General features: G+C 50.7%; 12 protein-coding genes. 7 read left to right on the forward strand and 5 right to left on the reverse strand.

Going from position 1 to position 17,346, the window contains the following annotated elements:
- Positions 1-63: 63 nt before the first annotated feature.
- Positions 64-1,413, forward strand: a complete 1,350-nt coding sequence (gene nhaA, locus Q1K76_RS01935) for a Na+/H+ antiporter NhaA (RefSeq protein ID WP_258327557.1) — start codon at positions 64-66, stop codon at positions 1,411-1,413.
- Positions 1,414-1,432: 19 nt separating this feature from the next.
- On the opposite strand, the gene Q1K76_RS01940 is transcribed toward nhaA, so the two are convergent.
- Both Q1K76_RS01940 and Q1K76_RS01945 read right to left on the reverse strand, forming a co-directional pair.
- Positions 1,433-2,680 (reverse strand): ABC transporter permease, encoded by a 1,248-nt coding sequence (locus Q1K76_RS01940; RefSeq protein WP_258327558.1) that lies wholly within the window; start codon positions 2,678-2,680, stop codon positions 1,433-1,435.
- The gene (locus Q1K76_RS01945) at positions 2,673-3,881 is read right to left on the reverse strand and encodes a pyridoxal phosphate-dependent aminotransferase (RefSeq protein WP_087407442.1); all 1,209 of its coding nucleotides are present in this window, start codon (positions 3,879-3,881) and stop codon (positions 2,673-2,675) included. The genes Q1K76_RS01940 and Q1K76_RS01945 overlap by 8 nt, the downstream gene beginning before the upstream one ends.
- A 337-nt stretch (positions 3,882-4,218) precedes the next feature.
- On the opposite strand from Q1K76_RS01945, the gene Q1K76_RS01950 reads away from it, so the two are divergent.
- Both Q1K76_RS01950 and smpB read left to right on the forward strand, forming a co-directional pair.
- Complete coding sequence (locus Q1K76_RS01950; protein WP_087407443.1) at positions 4,219-4,779, forward strand: hypothetical protein; 561 nt, start codon at positions 4,219-4,221, stop codon at positions 4,777-4,779.
- Between the two features lie 24 nt (positions 4,780-4,803).
- Positions 4,804-5,256, forward strand: coding sequence for an SsrA-binding protein SmpB (smpB, locus tag Q1K76_RS01955; protein WP_087407444.1), 453 nt, complete (start codon positions 4,804-4,806; stop codon positions 5,254-5,256).
- Here the strand turns inward: smpB and Q1K76_RS01960 are convergent.
- Positions 5,246-6,448 carry an SAM-dependent methyltransferase gene (locus Q1K76_RS01960; protein WP_300130635.1) on the reverse strand — a complete coding sequence of 401 codons (1,203 nt, stop codon included), beginning with the start codon at positions 6,446-6,448 and terminating at the stop codon, positions 5,246-5,248. The two genes, smpB and Q1K76_RS01960, sit on opposite strands and share 11 nt — an antisense overlap.
- 312 nt (positions 6,449-6,760) lie before the next feature.
- Between Q1K76_RS01960 and Q1K76_RS01965 the strand changes: the two genes are divergently transcribed.
- Together Q1K76_RS01965 and Q1K76_RS01970 are read left to right on the forward strand one after the other, a co-directional pair.
- Entirely contained in the window at positions 6,761-7,540 is a 780-nt protein-coding gene (locus tag Q1K76_RS01965; protein WP_258327560.1) for a dihydroorotate dehydrogenase electron transfer subunit, read from the forward strand.
- A complete protein-coding gene (locus tag Q1K76_RS01970) occupies positions 7,528-8,439 on the forward strand; it encodes a dihydroorotate dehydrogenase (protein WP_087407448.1) in 912 nt (303 codons plus the stop codon). Before Q1K76_RS01965 ends, Q1K76_RS01970 begins: the two co-directional genes overlap by 13 nt.
- Before the next feature lie 156 nt (positions 8,440-8,595).
- Here the strand turns inward: Q1K76_RS01970 and htpG are convergent, their stop codons facing one another.
- On the reverse strand, positions 8,596-10,650 hold the full coding sequence (gene htpG, locus Q1K76_RS01975) for a molecular chaperone HtpG (RefSeq protein ID WP_258327561.1): 2,055 nt from the start codon (positions 10,648-10,650) through the stop codon (positions 8,596-8,598).
- A 102-nt stretch (positions 10,651-10,752) separates the two neighbouring features.
- Positions 10,753-13,317, reverse strand: a complete 2,565-nt coding sequence (locus tag Q1K76_RS01980) for an ATP-dependent Clp protease ATP-binding subunit (RefSeq protein WP_300130637.1) — start codon at positions 13,315-13,317, stop codon at positions 10,753-10,755.
- Positions 13,318-13,529: 212 nt separating this feature from the next.
- On the opposite strand from Q1K76_RS01980, the gene gyrA reads away from it, so the two are divergent.
- The gene (gyrA, locus tag Q1K76_RS01985; protein WP_298664176.1) at positions 13,530-16,028 is read left to right on the forward strand and encodes a DNA gyrase subunit A; all 2,499 of its coding nucleotides are present in this window, start codon (positions 13,530-13,532) and stop codon (positions 16,026-16,028) included.
- A gap of 95 nt (positions 16,029-16,123) precedes the next feature.
- Positions 16,124-17,344, forward strand: coding sequence for a tetratricopeptide repeat protein (locus Q1K76_RS01990; protein ID WP_158096819.1), 1,221 nt, complete (start codon positions 16,124-16,126; stop codon positions 17,342-17,344).
- The last annotated feature ends 2 nt before the right edge of the window (positions 17,345-17,346 follow it).

The raw sequence follows: 17,346 nt of genomic DNA on the forward strand, positions 1-17,346 counted from the left end.
TTTGATTCCGAGGCAGAAAAACTGTAACGAGCTTTTTTTGTTTAAACTACAAAAACAACCCATATGGACAGCTTGTATGCCATAAAGAAATCGATCAAGAACTACGCCAGCGGCGGTAACGTGTTGATCGTAGCTACGCTTTTAGCTTTTATCATAGCCAATTCACCGCTCGCCGATCTCTATTTTTCGTGGTGGGCACAACCCATATCCCTTCAGGTGGGCGGGTTCAACCTCTTCAGTCACGGTGGCGAACCGATGACGGTCATGACATTCATTAACGATGCACTCATGGCCATCTTCTTTTTCTCTATCGGCCTCGAAATCAAACGCGAGGTGCTGGTGGGCGAGTTGACCTCTCTGAAGCAGGCCCTGCTGCCCATTGTCGCAGCTATCGGCGGCATGGTGGTGCCGGTATTGCTCTTCATGTATGTAGGGCGGGGAAGCGATTTTCTGCGGGGCAGTGCCATACCGATGGCTACCGATATAGCCTTTTCGCTGGGTGTACTGGCGATGCTGGGCAAGCGGGTACCCATTGCCCTGAAGATATTCCTCACTACGCTGGCGGTTGTCGACGACATAGGCGGCATTCTGGTGATTGCCTTCTTCTACTCGACACACATCGAGGTGACCTATCTGCTCTATGCCGTAGGGGTATTCCTGGTGCTATGGATAGGCGGACGGGCCGGCGTAAACAGCAAACTCTTCTACTTTGCATTGGGCGGTGTCGTGTGGTTCCTGTTCCTCAATTCGGGCATTCACCCCACCATTGCGGGGGTATTGGTCGCCTTCTGTATTCCGGCCAAGCCGGTGTTGGCAACCTCGCACTTTATCTGCACGATACGCCAGGAGATTGCCAATTTCCCGCAAGAACAATTCGAAGACAGCGACCGCTCGATTATGCTCTCGAAAGAGCAAATCAACTGCCTGAAGAGCATCGAGTCGGCCTCGGATAAGGTCATCAGCCCGCTGCAGGATTTGGAAGATACGCTGCACCCCGTCATCAACTATCTTATCATTCCGCTCTTTGCCTTTGCCAATGCCGGCATTGTGCTCTCGGGTCTCGAGTTCTCCTCGCTCTTCTCGGGTATCAGTCTGGCTGTTTTCGTGGGTCTGTTGGTGGGAAAATTCCTGGGTATCTTCCTCTCGTCGTGGCTGGTCATCAAGCTGAAAATCGTGCCGATGCCCACCCGCACCACCTGGAAGTCACTGGCAGCCGTATCGGTATTGGGTGGTATCGGATTCACCGTGTCGCTCTTCATCGCCAACCTCTCGTTTGGCGACATGGGGCCCGAAGGAGCTGCACTGCTCGAGCGGGCCAAACTGGGTATTGTAGCCGGTTCGTTGGCGGCAGGAATACTGGGATATATTTTCTTGAATATGACATTGCCCCGACAGGTAGAAGAGGAGGATTGACCCGACCGGGAAGCCGGGTTTACTCAAACTTGATGGACTTGGCCGGACGAATAAGCGAAACTAAATACGAGGGGGCAATCAGCATCAGCACCGAGATGGCCATACAGCCGATGTTCAGCCAGAGGATGTACCAGAAATTGAGTTCGATGGGCACATAAGGCACGTAGTAGGCCTCGGGGTTGAGTTTGATAATGTGGAATTGCTGTTGCAGGAAACACAAGGCCAGACCGATGACATTGCCCCAAATCATGCCTTTCCCCACGAGGAAGGTCGAAACATAGAGGAATATCTCGCGTATCGAGGTATTGTTTGCGCCCAGCGCCTTGAGAATACCAATCATGTTGGCCCGCTCCAGAATGATAATCAGCAGGCCTGAAATCATGGTAAAGCCCGATACGGCAGCCATGAGAATGAGAATAATCCACACGTTCATGTCCAGCAGGTCGAGCCACCCGAAAAAGATAGGGTTCAGCGTGCGGATAGATTGCGGGTAGTAGTGGGTGCCGTAATCGTCGGGGCGGTCGATTAACTGCGTATATAGGTCGTAAGCGATATTGTCGGCCTGGTCGAAGTCGTTGACCAGTAACTCGATTTCGCTATACTGGTCGGGGGTCCAGCCGTTGAGCCGTTGCACCTGGCGCACATCGCCAATCATCAACAGTTTATCATAGTCCGAGAAGTCGGTTTGATAGATGCCCGACACCAGGAACCGGCGGGCCCGTACCTGGTCTTGCACGAAGTAGCAATAGATTTTATCGCCCACATGCAGGTTCATTTTGTCGGCGATAGTCTTGGAGACAATCACCTCGTTGGAGGTTGCCGAATCGGTTATGAGGGGTAGATTACCCTCAACCAGATATTTCTTGAAAAACGACCAGTCGTAGTCGGGCATCACCCCTTTCAGGACCACACCCATAAAGTCGCTGTCGGTCTTGATCATTCCCAGTTTCGTACCTACGGGCTCGACTTTGGCTACCCCTTCGTGAGCCATCAAAACCTGACGCAGGCTGTCGGTATATTGTACCGGCTGCTTTTCGTAGGTCGTATTGCTGTCGAACGAGGTTATCTGTATGTGAGAGCCGAAGCCTACCACCTTGTCGCGAATCTCCTGTTTGAAGCCAATGACAATCGCTACCGAGAGTATCATAACGGCCAAACCCAATGCAACCCCGGCCACGGCTACCCGTATGGCCGGAGGTGTTGCCTTCTTCCGATAGCTTTTGTCGAAATGAATGCGATTGGCAATATATAGTTTCCAGTTATTCATGTACGGCTACACGACCGGGATAGGCCTCCAATGCCTTTTTCAATACGATCAGGGCTTTGGCCAACTCTTCTTTTTCCAGTACATAGGCCATACGCACCTCGTTCTTTCCCAACCCGGGGGTAGTGTAGAAGCCCGAGGCCGGAGCCATGAATACCGTCTGGCCTTCATACTCGAATTCGGAGAGGCACCACTCACAGAACTTGTCGGCATCGTCGACCGGCAACTTGGCCACCGTGTAGAAGGCGCCCATGGGGATGGGAGAGTAGCAGCCTGGGATGCGGTTCAGACCGTCGATCAGGAACTTGCGCCGCTCTACATACTCGTTGTACGTAGCAAGCATATAGCTCTCGGGGGCATCGATCGACGCCTCGGCAATGAGTTGGCCGATAAGCGGTGGACTGAGTCGTGCCTGACAGAACTTCATCACATTCTTCTTCAACTCCTTGTGACGGGTAATCAAGGCACCGATGCGGATACCGCACTCGCTGTACCGCTTCGATACCGAGTCGATAAGCACCACTTGCTCTTCGATACCTTCGAGGTGGAATGCCGAAATGTAGGGAGCTCCGGTGTAACAGAACTCACGATAGACCTCGTCGGAGAAGAGGAACAAGTCGTATTTCTTCACCAGGTCGCGTATCTGGTTCATCTCTTTTTGCGTATAGAGATAGCCCGTGGGATTGTTGGGGTTACAAATCAGTATCGCCTTGGTTTTCGGGGTAATGAGGGCTTCGAACTTTTCGACCGAAGGCAGCGCAAACCCTTCGTCGATCGAGGAGGGCAGAGTCTTGATAACCGCTCCGGCCGAGATGGCAAAGGCCATATAGTTGGCATAGGCCGGTTCGGGTACGATGATTTCGTCGCCCGGGTCGAGGCAGGCCATGAACGAGAACAATACCGCCTCGGACCCGCCGGTGGTGATGATAATATCGTCGGGGGTTACGTGTATGTTGAACTTGGCATAGTATTGAACCAGTTTCTCCCGCAAGCTCTTTATCCCTTCGCTGGGGCTATACTCCAGCGTGCGGCGGTCGATGTGCTTGAGCGCATCCAGACCAATTTGAGGGGTAGGGAGGTCGGGTTGACCAATGTTCAGGTGGTAAACTTTTATACCTCTTTCTTTCGCCTTATTGGCCAGAGGGACCAATTTACGTATGGGTGAGGCTGGCATAATTTCACCTCGATGGGAAATAGTTGGCATATCTTCTTCTTTAATGTATAAATAGACTAAACTGAAATTTTTTGAAATGCAAAGATAAAAATTTTACTTTTCTATCCGTCCATAAAAAAGAGAGAATGTGCATGACAAGGGGTTAAATAGAACAAATATGACCATTTACAGAAAGTTATAGAGGGGCTGTCCCGTATCATCAGGATAAGAAAGCGCCCCTTTCGTTTGTCTCTACGCTCATCTTTCACTATCTTTGTAGAAGATAGGGGGTGATTCGGAATAAAAAATACCGAAACAAGTTTCGATATTTTATTCTCTGCTCACCTTTCGCTATCTTTGTTACACGAATCTGAATAAAGCGAGTTCTATGGATGAATTGAAACATCTCTTTTTGCTCCTGGTTTTTCCCGAAAAGACCTGGCAAAAGACAGACAAGGCACCTTGTGCTACACAGCTATTTCTGAATCAGTTTCTTTACCCGCTGATGGGGGTTACGGCTGTGGTCTGTTTTCTGGGATATTTCTTCCACGACATTTCGCTGTCGCGGGCTCTGCAACTGGCCATCATCGAATTTGTAAAATTTTTCGGGGGATTCTATGCGCTGGTGTATGTGATGAAAGTTTTATCGACGCACCTGTTGGAGGTGGTACAGCCCGAGTCGCGAATCAAACGATTCGTAGGGTACAACCTGGGGTTGTACATGTTGTTCGACATCTGCATTCTGGTGGTGCGCTACTTCTGCGAAGTACCGGCCATAGTCGATTTTCTGCCGCTGCTGCTGGCGTATGTCATTTGGAACAGTCAAAAATATATGGAAATACCCGAGCAAAAAAGCATCTTGTATGTGGTGACTACCACAGTGTTGTTTCTGGCTATCCCGATGGCCATACAGAAACTGCTCTACTTTTTCATGCCCGGTGTCATGTAACCATTAAAAGATGAAGATTAAACGATGAAACTACCACAAATAAATATTCGCAACAAACGGGCCTCTTTCGACTACGAGTTGCTCGATACGTTCAATGCCGGCATCGTATTGTCGGGGACCGAAATCAAATCGATCAGGCTGGGCAAAGCGGGGTTGAACGACTCTTTCTGCTACGTCAACAACGGCGAGGTATGGATTAAGAACATGTATATCGCCGAATATTTCTACGGCTCGTACAACAACCATTCGTCGCGCCGCGACCGCAAGTTGCTGCTCAACCGCAAGGAGATTGCGAAAATCGAACGGGCCTCGCGCGAGTCGGGTTTCTCCATCATTCCCACCCGGGTCTTCATCAACGACAAGGGGCTGGCCAAGGTGACCATAGCCATAGCCAAAGGTAAGAAAGAGTACGACAAGCGTGACTCGATTAAAGAGCGGGAAGACAAGCGGCAGATGGACCGCATGTTCAAGCATTGATAGCTTTACGGGTAATAATCAACATCTTTCGATTGTCGGCAAGGGTGGTGGCAAAGAGATAAAATTCGCCGCCGTCTTTGCACTTGAGTCGTTTTTGCAACTCGTTTGCCGTGAGCGGAAAGTTTCGCGTCGAGAGGTTGATGCGGGGATATTGTTTCCCAACCGTTTTCAAACTCTTGGCGTTGAAATCGATGACTTCGACCACCTCGAATTTCCGTCCCGGAAAATCGGGCAGGTAACAATCCGATGTATATAGATGGCTGTTTATTTGCAACTTGTCGACTCCATACGCAGCCGCTACCGATTTATAGGCCCCCGCTTTGAGAATAGACGAGTTGGGCTCGTACAGGTATCGGGCCACCGTATCGCAAGGGGCAGAGTGGGGGAGTTGCCTCTCTTCATCGAGACGGAAAGTGAACGTAGATTCCCGACCCGCAGCATCCATATCGACACAGTGAATCGTCGTGGCCATCTCTTGGGTTGAAGTATCTGAGTTTATGACCAGAAGCAGCTCCTTGCACTCGTTTCGTACCGATACGACATGTACCTCGCCGACCTCGGGCAAAAGCGTCAGAATAGCCGAAATATCAGCCATAGGCGAAACCTTCACGACAATACGTCGGCCATGGCGCAACAGTTGGGGCATCAGTGCCACCACATTAGGCTCGCATTCGTCGAGGGCAAAAATCCGTTTGTTGCCGCTTCCCCTCCGGGCTGGATCGATATAGAGCGTATCGAAACAGCGGTTACAATACTGTATGAAGTGGGTACTGTCATCCTCGACCACCGTGATGTTGTCGGCCCCCAGCCATTTGAAGTTGGAGCGGGCAGCCTGGCAATATTCGGCCATGCGCTCCACGTAAACGACCTGCGTGGCCTTTTGCGCCAGGTAACAGGTATCTATGCCCAAGCCTCCGGTCAGGTCGGCCAAATCGCCCGATTGGATGAGTCGTTGCTTATACCGGGCCGTCTGTTCGGAAGAGCATTGCTCGGTCGAGAGGAGTGAGGGAAATACCAGATTCGGGTTAGCTGCCCAGTCCGGCAATTTGTGGCGAATTTTTTTGCGGGCCTCGATTTGCAGAATGGCCCACGCCACATCGAAGTCGGCCTGTATATTCATCAGCCGCAACCGATTGGTATCGGCATCGGCATATTCGGAGATGAAATCTTGGATGGTTCGCTGGTATTTCATGGAGCAAAGATAGAAAAAACTCCTGCAAGTTTGGCTTTTTTGTTTCCACCTTTCCATATCCATATAGACGCTCGGCAAAGTCAAATGTCTAAAACTGTGCTTTCCATTTGTCTCTGCTCTCGCCTTTCACTATCTTTCCAGAAGAAAGGAGGCGGCTCGGCAGAGTCAAATGTCGAAAACTGTGCTTTCCATTTGTCTCTGCTCTCGCCTTTCACTATCTTTGCAAAGAAATGCAAAACAAGGTTGCGGATGCTTGCCGGCATGGTGTCAGGCAAGAGTCTCACCACCGGATTTTGCCAGTAAAACAGATTTATGAAAAAATACATTCTCGATTTTCGAATAGCCGAAAATGTACAGTTGCATGACAACTATGCACTCTTGAAATTGACACCTGCCAACGGGCAACCGTTGCCCCCCATGCTGCCGGGGCAGTTTGTCGAGGTGCGGGTCGATCGCTCTCCCGCCACCTTTTTGAGGCGTCCTATCTCCATCAATTTTGTCGATTATGACCGCAACGAGTTGTGGTTGCTCATCCGTAAAGCCGGTGAGGGAACCCGTACCCTGTGTGCTCTGCCGGCCGGCGAAACCTTGAACCTGGTTCTGCCGCTGGGTAATACCTTTACACCCCCCGAGAACCCGAACGAGAAGATTCTGCTCGTAGGTGGCGGTGTGGGTATAGCTCCTATGCTCTACTGGGGTAAATACCTGAAGGAAAAGGGTTATACGCCCCGGTTCCTGCTGGGTTTCCGCAGCGACAAAGACCTGCTGCAATACGAGCAGTTCAAGCAGTGGGGCGAGGTTTACATCTCAACCGAAGATGGTTCGTTGGGAGAAAAAGGTTTTGTGACTCAGCACTCGGTGCTCGAGCAGCCGTTCGACCGACTCTATGTGTGTGGCCCCAAGCCCATGATGGTAGCCGTGGCCCGGTATGCCCGTGAGCGGAATATCTTTTGCGAGGTATCGCTCGAGAATACGATGGCATGCGGCGTGGGTGCCTGCCTCTGCTGTGTAGAAGACACAGTCGAAGGCCATGTGTGTGTATGTAAAGAAGGTCCTATCTTTAATATAGAAAAACTCAAATGGCAGATTTAAAAGTTAATATAGGTGCACTGTCCCTGAAAAATCCGGTGATGACCGCTTCGGGGACGTTTGGTTATGGAGAAGAGTTTGCCGATTTCATCGACCTGTCTCGTCTGGGCGGTATCATAGTCAAAGGTACCACGCTGCATCATCGCGAGGGCAATCCGTATCCCCGTATGGCCGAGACGCCTGCGGGTATGCTCAACGCCGTAGGTCTCCAGAACAAGGGCGTAGACTATTTCATCGAGCACATCTATCCCCGTATCCAGGAGATCGATACCCACTTTCTGGTGAATGTGTCGGGAGCCTCGGTCGAGGACTATGTGGCTACCGCCGAGAAGATTGCAGCCTTGGACCGTATCCCGGCCATCGAGTTGAATATCTCGTGCCCCAATGTAAAGGAGGGCGGAATGGCTTTCGGTACCTCGTGCCAGAGTGCGGCTGCCGTTGTGCGGGCCGTGCGGGCTGCCTACCCGAAGACACTGATCGTGAAACTGTCGCCCAACGTGACCGACATTACCGAAATAGCCCGAGCCGTCGAGGCCGAAGGGGCCGATGCCGTGTCGTTAATCAACACCTTGCTGGGTATGGCTATCGATGCGCAGCGGCGTCGCCCGGTACTCTCGACCGTCACTGGCGGACTGTCTGGAGCCTGTGTCAAACCCATTGCCCTGCGTATGGTTTGGCAGACCTATCATGCCGTGAAGATTCCTATCGTGGGGCTGGGGGGTATTATGAATGCCACCGATGCCATTGAATTCCTGTTGGCCGGAGCTTCGGCCATCGAGGTAGGTACCGCCAACTTCATAGACCCTCAGATTTCGGAGAAAATCGTCGACGGAATCGACGAATATCTCGAAAAAAATCATATCTCGTCGGTAAAAGAGTTGATAGGCGGACTTATTCTATAAGCTGTTTATTAACAGATAAATAAAAAATAGCGAATATAGATTGCAGTAATGCAGCAAATCTATATTCGCTATTTGAGTATTGCTTTATATGCTGGGTGAGAGGACGATATAAAGTATTACTTCATATCTGTTCCCCTCACCGGCATCAACAAGTCATTAAAGAATCTCGACAGAGCGTTTGATAAAGTTGCTCAAAGCCTCGCCCTTCAGCATGTTGTTGGAGAGGAGAGCCAAGTCGACCAACTGACGAACCAGCGGGTTCTTGTCGGCATAGCTCTTCAGTACGTCCGACTCTTTGGCACGCAATTCCTTGGCCTTCTCTTCGGCACTTTTCAAAGCCTCTTTGTCGGCTACGGGTACCTCTTCGTCCTTCTTGTCTTTCTTGGCCTCTTGCAGACGGGTGATTTCGGCATTGATCGTGTTCAACTCGTCGAGTATCGGGGTCAACTGCTCTTTGCACGACGACTCGGTGTCGGCGATAATCCGTTGCGTCAAGGGGTGCTCGGTGTTGACAATGAGGTTGTAGCTGTCGGGCAGTTCGCCATAGATGGCCATACCCGGTTGTATGGCAGCCATATCCTTCATACGACGCATGAACTCGTTCTGCGTAATCACGATAGGTTGTGCCGTAGCACCTACGGGCTCGAACATAACCAGGAAGTCGCTCTTCTCGATGACAGGAATCTGCGATTTGAATACCGTAGTCATCACTTCGCGCTGTTGCTCATTGAGGGCAACCGACGACTTGTTGTCGCTCTTCTGAATCAATCGGTCTATCAAGTCGCTGTCGACCCGTACGAAACGACATTTACCCAACTTCTGCTCCAACATACCGATGAAGTGGGGGTCTAACTGACCGTTCATCAGCAACACGTCGTAGCCCTTCGCGGTAGCGGTCTCGATGTAGCTGTATTGGGCCTCCTTGTCGGTGGCATACAGGTAGATGAGCTGTCCGTCCTTGTCGGTCTGGTTGCCTTCGATCAGCGTCTTGTACTCGTCGAGGGTGTAGTATTTCTCTTCGGTATCTTTCAGCAGAACGAATTTCTGAGCCCGTTCGTAGAACTTCTCGTCCGAAAGCATACCGTACTCGATGAAGATCTTCAGGTCGTCCCATTTCTCTTCGAACTGTTTGCGGTCGCTGTTGAAAATCTCTTGCAGACGTTCGGCCACCTTCTTGGTGATGTAACCCGAAATCTTCTTCACGTTCGAGTCGCTTTGCAGGTACGAACGCGATACGTTCAACGGGATGTCGGGCGAGTCGATGACACCTTGCAGCAGCATCAGGAAGTCGGGCACGATGCCTTCGACCGAATCGGTTACGAATACCTGGTTGCAATACAACTGTATCTTATACCGGTTGATGTCGATGTTGTTCTTGATTTTCGGGAAGTAAAGAATACCCGTCAACTTGAAGGGGTAGTCGATATTCAGGTGAATCCAGAAGAGCGGTTCGTCGATGCCGGGATAGAGGTCGGAATAGAATTTCCTGTAATCCTCGTCGGTCAGGTCGGTCGGTTTGCGAGTCCAGGCCGGCTCCATGTCGTTGATGACTTTGTCTTTGTCGGTATCGACATATTTGCCGTCTTTCCACTCTTGCTCTTTACCGAATACAACGGGTACGGGCAAGAAGCGGCAATACTTCTTCAGCAGCGTCTCGATGCGTTGCTCTTCGAGGAACTCCTTGTTCTCATCGTCGATATACAACACAATATCGGTACCGCGTTCGCTCTTGTCGATGTCGGTCATCTCGTAGGCAGGCGAACCGTCGCAGCTCCACATGACACCTTTTGCCCCCTCTTTATAGGACAAGGTGCGAATCTCGACCTTCTTCGAAACCATGAAGGAGGAGTAGAAGCCCAAGCCGAAGTGGCCGATGATGGCGTTGGCATCGTTTTTATATTTCTCCAGAAACTCTTCAGCACCCGAAAAGGCAATTTGGTTGATATATTTGTCTATCTCTTCGGCCGTCATGCCTATACCGTGGTCGGAGATGGTAAGCGTGCCGGCCTTCTTGTCGATCGAAACCGATACGTTCATCGCACCCAGCTCGCCTTTGAAGTCGCCAAAAGATGCCAGAGTCTTCAGTTTCTGCGTAGCATCGACGGCATTGGATACCAGCTCTCTCAAGAATATTTCGTGATCGCTGTACAAAAACTTTTTGATAACGGGGAAGATGTTGTCGGTTGTAACCCCGATAGTACCTTTTTGCATGGTTATATGTTTTTATTGTTACAATTTTCTACTCGAAATTTTTTCAAAAAAAATGCCAGACTCAAAAAGTCTGACATTTTGGCTTATTCTCTTTCTGTCGTGTCACGCCTCTTTCTTCGAGTCGATAATCGACGAAACGATTTTGTGATTTTCCTGGTCGAAGTCGACCCGTATCGTATCACCCTCCTGAACGGTAGCCCGGATAATCATCTCGGCCAACTCATCTTCGAGATATTTCTGGATGGCCCGTTTCAAGGGTCGGGCACCGAACTGCACATCGTACCCCTTCTCGGCAATGAAGTTTTTGGCAGCATCGGTGATTTCGAGGTGATACCCCAACGTCTCTACCCGTTTGTAGAAGCCGCTCAATTCCAAGTCTATAATCTGGAAGATGGCTTTCTTGTCGAGCTGGTCGAACATGACGATGTCGTCGATACGGTTCAGGAACTCGGGCGAAAAGGCACGGTTCAGAGCCTTTTGGATGACACCCCGCGAGTAGTCTTTCTCCGAAACGGTATTGGTCGAGAAACCTACGCCCTGGCCGAAATCCTTCAACTGGCGGGTACCGATGTTCGAAGTCATAATCAGGATGGTGTTCTTGAAGTCGATACGACGGCCCAGACTGTCGGTCAACCGGCCTTCGTCCAAGACCTGCAACAGCAGATTGAATACATCGGGGTGAGCCTTCTCTATCTCGTCGAGCAGTACGACCGAATAGGGTTTGCGGCGTACCTTCTCGGTGAGCTGGCCGCCCTCTTCGTAACCCACGTATCCCGGAGGGGCACCAACGAGCCGCGACACGGTGAACTTCTCCATATATTCACTCATGTCGATGCGGATAAGGGCATCTTTCGAGTCGAACAGATACTCGGCCAACTTCTTGGCCAGATGCGTTTTACCTACGCCCGTCGGACCCAGGAACATAAAGGTACCGATAGGCTTGTCGGGGTCTTTCAATCCCACCCGGTTGCGCTGTATGGCCTTCACCACTTTGTCTACAGCCTCGTCCTGACCGATGATTTCGCGCTTCAGTTCTCCAGCCATGGCCAGCAGTTTGTTGCCTTCGGCCTGAGCAATACGCTGCACGGGCACGCCGGTCATCATGGCTACCACCTCGGCTACTTTCTCTTCGTCGACAATCTCGCGGTGTTGCTGCATCTGTTTCTCCCAGTTGTCTTTGGCCGTCTCCAGAGAGAGCTGCAACTCCTTCTCCTTGTCGCGGAAGCTGGCTGCCAATTCGTAATTCTGCGATTTCACGGCGTTTATCTTGTCCTCGCGGCAAGTCTCGATTTGAGCCTCCAGACTCTCGATCTCCTTAGGTACCGTAATGTTCGACACATGTACCCGGGCTCCCGCTTCGTCCAAGGCATCGATGGCCTTGTCGGGGAAATTCCGGTCGCTGATATAGCGGTCTGTCAATTTGACACAAGCCTCCAGCGCAGCGTCGGTATAGGTTACGTTGTGATGGTCTTCGTAACGGCCCTTGATGTTGTTGAGAATCTGCAGGGTCTCTTCGGGTGTCGTAGGCTCGACCATAATCTTCTGGAACCGACGCTCCAAGGCTCCGTCTTTCTCGATATTCTTGCGATACTCGTCGAGCGTGGTGGCACCGATACACTGTATCTCGCCCCGCGAAAGTGCCGGCTTCAGCATGTTGGCCGCATCGAGCGAACCGGTAGCGCCACCGGCCCCCACGATGGTGTGAATCTCGTCGATAAACAAGATGATATTGGGGTTTTTCGAGAGTTCGTTCAAGATAGCCTTGATGCGCTCTTCGAACTGTCCGCGATACTTGGTGCCGGCTACAATCGAAGCCATGTCGAGCGAAATGAGCCGTTTGTCGAACAACACACGCGATACCTTACGCTGCACGATGCGCAGAGCAAGCCCCTCGACAATAGCCGATTTGCCCACACCCGGCTCACCGATGAGTACCGGGTTGTTCTTCTTCCGGCGGCTCAATACCTGGGCCAGCCGCTCTATCTCGTTGTCACGGCCTACGACGGGGTCGAGACGACCCTCTTCGGCCGCCTTGGTCATATCGGTACCGAAGTTGTCGAGCACGGGTGTATCGTTGTTGCTGCGCTGTGTCGAAGCGCTGCTGCCACTGCCGCCTTGCTGTTGTTCGCGGCGATAGTTGCGCTCATCCTCCAGTTCGTCGTCATCGTCGTCGGTAAAACCGGCTCCCATACCGCGAGGGAAGGGGTGTTGTTCGGCCTCTGCTTCGCCAGTCGCTTCACCTTTTAAAAAGGCCGACACTTCGTCGTAGGTGATGTCGTTCGTATGGAGTATTTTCGCAGCCGGAGAATCCGATTCTTTCAAAATGGCCAGCAACAAGTGCTCCGAGTCGGTCTCTTGGCTCTTCATAAATCGAGCCTCGAGCATACTCATTTTCAACACTCTGTCTGTGCTTTTACTGATAGTCAGCTCGCTCGACTGCTGTTCCATGTGATTGTTGGAAGCGGATAGTTCATTTTCCAGCGAACTCTTTATCGTGCGAAGAGAAGCACCCAGCCCCACTAAGGCATCGACAGCCCGATTGGCCCCATCGCGTATAATCCCCAGCAACAAATGCTCGGGAACGATGTTGGAATTTTGAAGGCGTTCGGCTTCCTCCCGGCTGTAACCGAGAATTTCCTTTACATGTTGTGAAAAGTTTCTTTCCATAAACAAATCTGTCTCCTTATATTGATTTAGCAAATATACCACCTTTACGCCAAATATTGGCAGGTAAATATTATTTCTTGTGTATAACAAATAACATGCCGAATTTTCCCATTTGCCGAAGATTATTTATTGAGGGAGATACCTCGGTTTTTTCAAAAAATTGGTATCTTTGTACGCTAAAGAATCAATGTATAACCAATTTTCACTAATAAATGATTGACCAGGATAGAATTCTAAAGATAGACATCAATCAAGAGATGCAATCGGCCTACATCGATTACTCCATGTCGGTGATTGTAGCTCGAGCCTTGCCCGATGTGCGCGACGGTTTCAAGCCGGTACACCGCCGGGTGTTGTTCGGTATGGACAAACTGGGAAACACATCGGATAAACCTTACAAGAAATCTGCGAGAATCGTCGGTGACGTATTAGGTAAGTATCACCCGCACGGCGATTCGTCGGTATACTATGCACTGGTACGTATGGCCCAACCGTGGTCCTTGCGTTACCCGCTGGTCGACGGCCAGGGTAACTTTGGTTCGGTCGACGGCGACAGCCCTGCCGCCATGCGTTATACCGAGGCGCGACTCTCGCGCATTGCCGAAGAGACGCTTCGCGATATTGAAAAGGATACGGTCGATTTTACCCCCAACTTCGATAACACGCTCGAAGAGCCTACCGTATTGCCCACCCGCATACCGCAACTGCTGGTAAACGGGGCCTCGGGTATTGCCGTAGGTATGGCGACCAACATGCCGCCTCACAACCTGTCGGAGTGTATCGATGCTTCGGTTGCTCTGATCGACAACCGCGACATCACCATCGAGGAGTTGATGCAATATATCAAGGCTCCCGACTTCCCCACAGGGGGCATCATCTACGGCTATGCCGGTGTAAAGGATGCTTTCGAAACCGGCCGCGGTCGTATCGTCATCCGTGCCAAAGCCGAAATCGAGGTAGACAGCTCGACGGGTCGCGAATCGATTATCGTATCGGAAATTCCCTATGCCGTCAACAAGTCGGAATTGATTAAGAAAATCGCCGACCTGGTCGAAGAGAAGCGTCTGGACGGAATCTCGAACATCAACGACGAGTCCGACCGTGCCGGCATGCGCATCGTTATCGAAGTCAAGAAAGATGCCAACGCCAGCGTGGTGCTGAACAAGCTGTTCAAAATGACCGACCTGCAGTCGTCGTTCAGCGTCAACAACATTGCACTGGTACATGGTCGTCCTCAAACCTTGAACCTGAAACAACTGCTCGAATCTTTCGTTGACCACCGTCACGAAGTGGTTTTGCGCCGGACTCGATTCGACCTGGCCAAAGCCGAGGAGCGGGCCCATATACTCGAAGGTCTGATTATTGCATCGGACCACATCGACGAGGTTATCAAGATTGTAAGAGCTTCGCAGACTCGCGAAGAGGCCCGCACGCGCCTGATGGAGCGCTTCTCGCTCAGCGACAAGCAGGCTCAGGCCATTGTCGATATGCGTATCGGTCAGTTGACCGGTCTCGACCAGGACAAACTGAGAAACGAGTATGCCGAAATCGAAAAGATGATTGCCTATTATCACCAGATTTTGGCCGACGAAGCGGTCTGCATGAAGGTGATAAAAGACGAGCTTATCGAAATCAAAGAGAAATATGGCGACGAGCGCAAGACCGAAATCGTCTACTCGTCCGAAGAGTTCAATGCCGAAGACTTCTATGCCGACGACGAGATGATTATCACCATCTCGCACATGGGCTATATCAAACGTACGCCGCTCTCCGAATTCCGTGCACAAAACCGGGGTGGAGTAGGGGCCAAGGGCAGCAACACCCGCGAAGAAGACTTCATCGAATATATCTATCCCGCTTCGATGCACAACTACATGCTCTTCTTCACGCAGAAAGGTAAATGCTACTGGCTCAAGGTATACGAGATACCCGAAGGCTCCAAGAGCTCGAAGGGTAGGGCCATACAGAATATGCTCAATATCGACTCGGACGACAAGGTAAATGCCTTTATCCGCGTGAAACGGTTGCAAGACCCCGAATACAACATGTCGCACAACCTGCTCTTCTGTACGCGCAAGGGTATCATCAAGAAGACCAAACTCGAAGCCTATTCGCGTCCTCGCCAGAACGGTGTGAATGCCATCACCATTCGCGAAGACGACCAGGTGATACAAGTGCGGCTCACCACGGGCGACAGCCAGATTGTCATTGCCAACCGTCACGGCCGGGCCATCCGCTTCCACGAGAGCGCCGTACGTGAAATGGGACGTAATGCTACCGGTGTAAAGGGTATGACCCTCGACAACGACGACGATGCCGTAGTAGGAATGATTTGCGTAAACGACCCCGAGAAAGAGACCATCATGGTGGTTTCGGAGCAGGGATACGGCAAACGCTCGCTCATCGAAGACTACCGCATAACCAACCGCGGTGGTAAGGGTGTGAAAACCTTGAACATCACCGACAAGACCGGTTATCTGGTTGCCATCAAGTGTGTAACCGACGAGAACGACCTGGTCATCATCAACAAGTCGGGTATCACGTTGCGCATGAAGGTAGCCGACGTGCGTGTCATGGGCCGTGCTACGCAAGGTGTTCGGTTAATCAACCTCGAAAAACGGAACGACGAAATTGCTTCGGTCTGCAAAGTCTTGTCGGACAGTGTCGATGAGAACATGCAGGACGACAGCGTCACCGAAATTGCAGAATAAATTGTTAATCCTAAAATAAACACGCAATGAAAAAAACAACATTAACCGCAGTATTACTGCTTTCAGTCATTTGCGCATTTGGCCAAAAGAAAGCGGTGAACCGAGCTTTCAGCGAAGCCAAGATGGAGAATCCCAACTTCCAGGAGGCCCGTACCACCATTCAGGGTGCACTGACCGATCCCGAATCGAAAGACGATGCCAAGACTTGGTATGTAGCCGGTTTCATCGAAAACACCTATTTCGAAAAAGACAATGTTCAGAAAACATTGGGTATGACGTTGAAAGACGGCGACGGTCCCATGTACGACGCTCTGGTAAAAAGCTACGAGTATTTCCTGAAATCTATCGCGCTCGATACGCTGCCTAACGAAAAAGGCAAAGTAAAGCCCAAATATGTAAAAGACATTCGTAAAACACTGAAACAAAACATCGATGGATTTGCCAATGCCGGCGTATACTATTTCACACAGAAAGACTACAAGAAAGCCTACGATGTGTGGGGTATCTACCTGGACATTCCCAAACTCTCGATTATGAAGGGTGAGAAAAGCGGTCTTCCTGCCGACTCGACTATCGCCATTCTGGAGTTCAACCGGGCTTTGGCTGCCTTGCAGACACAAGATCACGCTCTGGCTATCAGCGCACTGAACGACGCTAAAGGCAACGGCTACAACCAGAACGACATCTACAAATACCTCGTTTACGAATATGAGCAAACTCAAGACACGGTCAACCTGATTCAAACCCTCCAGGAAGGCGAGAAGCTGTTCAAAAACGAAATGGTAGAGGTTAAAGACGAAATGGGCAACACGGTGATGGACGAGAACGGCCAGCCCAAAATGCAAAAAGAAAATACCTACACGCTGAAACTGATTAACCTCTATATCTACAGCGGTAAGTACGACGAGGCTATCGCCACGCTCGATGCCATCTTGGCCGAAGAACCTGACAAAGCCGAGTATTGGAATGTAAAAGGTAATCTGTACGAGTCGCAAAAGAAATACGACCAATCGATCGAGTGCTTCGAGAAGGCTATCGAAATCAATCCTACCTATGCCGATGCTCTGGGCAACATGGGTCGTATCTACTTCAACCTCGCCGTACAGAAAAACAACGAAATCAGCTCGATTACCGACAACGTAAAATATACCGAAGCTCGTGAAAAAGAGGTAATTCCTCTGTTCGAAAAATCGCGTCCGTACTACGAAAAAGCATACGAACTGAAACCCGATGAACCGGACTATAAGTATGCGTTGCGCAACATCTATTACAACTTGAACGATGCCGAGAAACTGAAAGCTATCGAAGGCCAATAATA

This window comes from uncultured Barnesiella sp., from assembly GCF_946496565.1.
In the GTDB taxonomy this organism is placed as follows: domain Bacteria; phylum Bacteroidota; class Bacteroidia; order Bacteroidales; family Barnesiellaceae; genus Barnesiella; species Barnesiella merdigallinarum.

Coding starts and splice junctions, on each gene's coding strand:
- Q1K76_RS01940 (WP_258327558.1), bottom strand. CDS start 2,680: ATGAATAACTGGAAACTATATATTGCCAATCGCATTCATTTCGACAAA.
- smpB (WP_087407444.1), top strand. CDS start 4,804: ATGAAACTACCACAAATAAATATTCGCAACAAACGGGCCTCTTTCGAC.
- nhaA (WP_258327557.1), top strand. CDS start 64: ATGGACAGCTTGTATGCCATAAAGAAATCGATCAAGAACTACGCCAGC.
- gyrA (WP_298664176.1), top strand. CDS start 13,530: ATGATTGACCAGGATAGAATTCTAAAGATAGACATCAATCAAGAGATG.
- Q1K76_RS01950 (WP_087407443.1), top strand. CDS start 4,219: ATGGATGAATTGAAACATCTCTTTTTGCTCCTGGTTTTTCCCGAAAAG.
- Q1K76_RS01960 (WP_300130635.1), bottom strand. CDS start 6,448: ATGAAATACCAGCGAACCATCCAAGATTTCATCTCCGAATATGCCGAT.
- Q1K76_RS01970 (WP_087407448.1), top strand. CDS start 7,528: ATGGCAGATTTAAAAGTTAATATAGGTGCACTGTCCCTGAAAAATCCG.
- Q1K76_RS01945 (WP_087407442.1), bottom strand. CDS start 3,881: ATGCCAACTATTTCCCATCGAGGTGAAATTATGCCAGCCTCACCCATA.
- htpG (WP_258327561.1), bottom strand. CDS start 10,650: ATGCAAAAAGGTACTATCGGGGTTACAACCGACAACATCTTCCCCGTT.
- Q1K76_RS01980 (WP_300130637.1), bottom strand. CDS start 13,317: ATGGAAAGAAACTTTTCACAACATGTAAAGGAAATTCTCGGTTACAGC.
- Q1K76_RS01965 (WP_258327560.1), top strand. CDS start 6,761: ATGAAAAAATACATTCTCGATTTTCGAATAGCCGAAAATGTACAGTTG.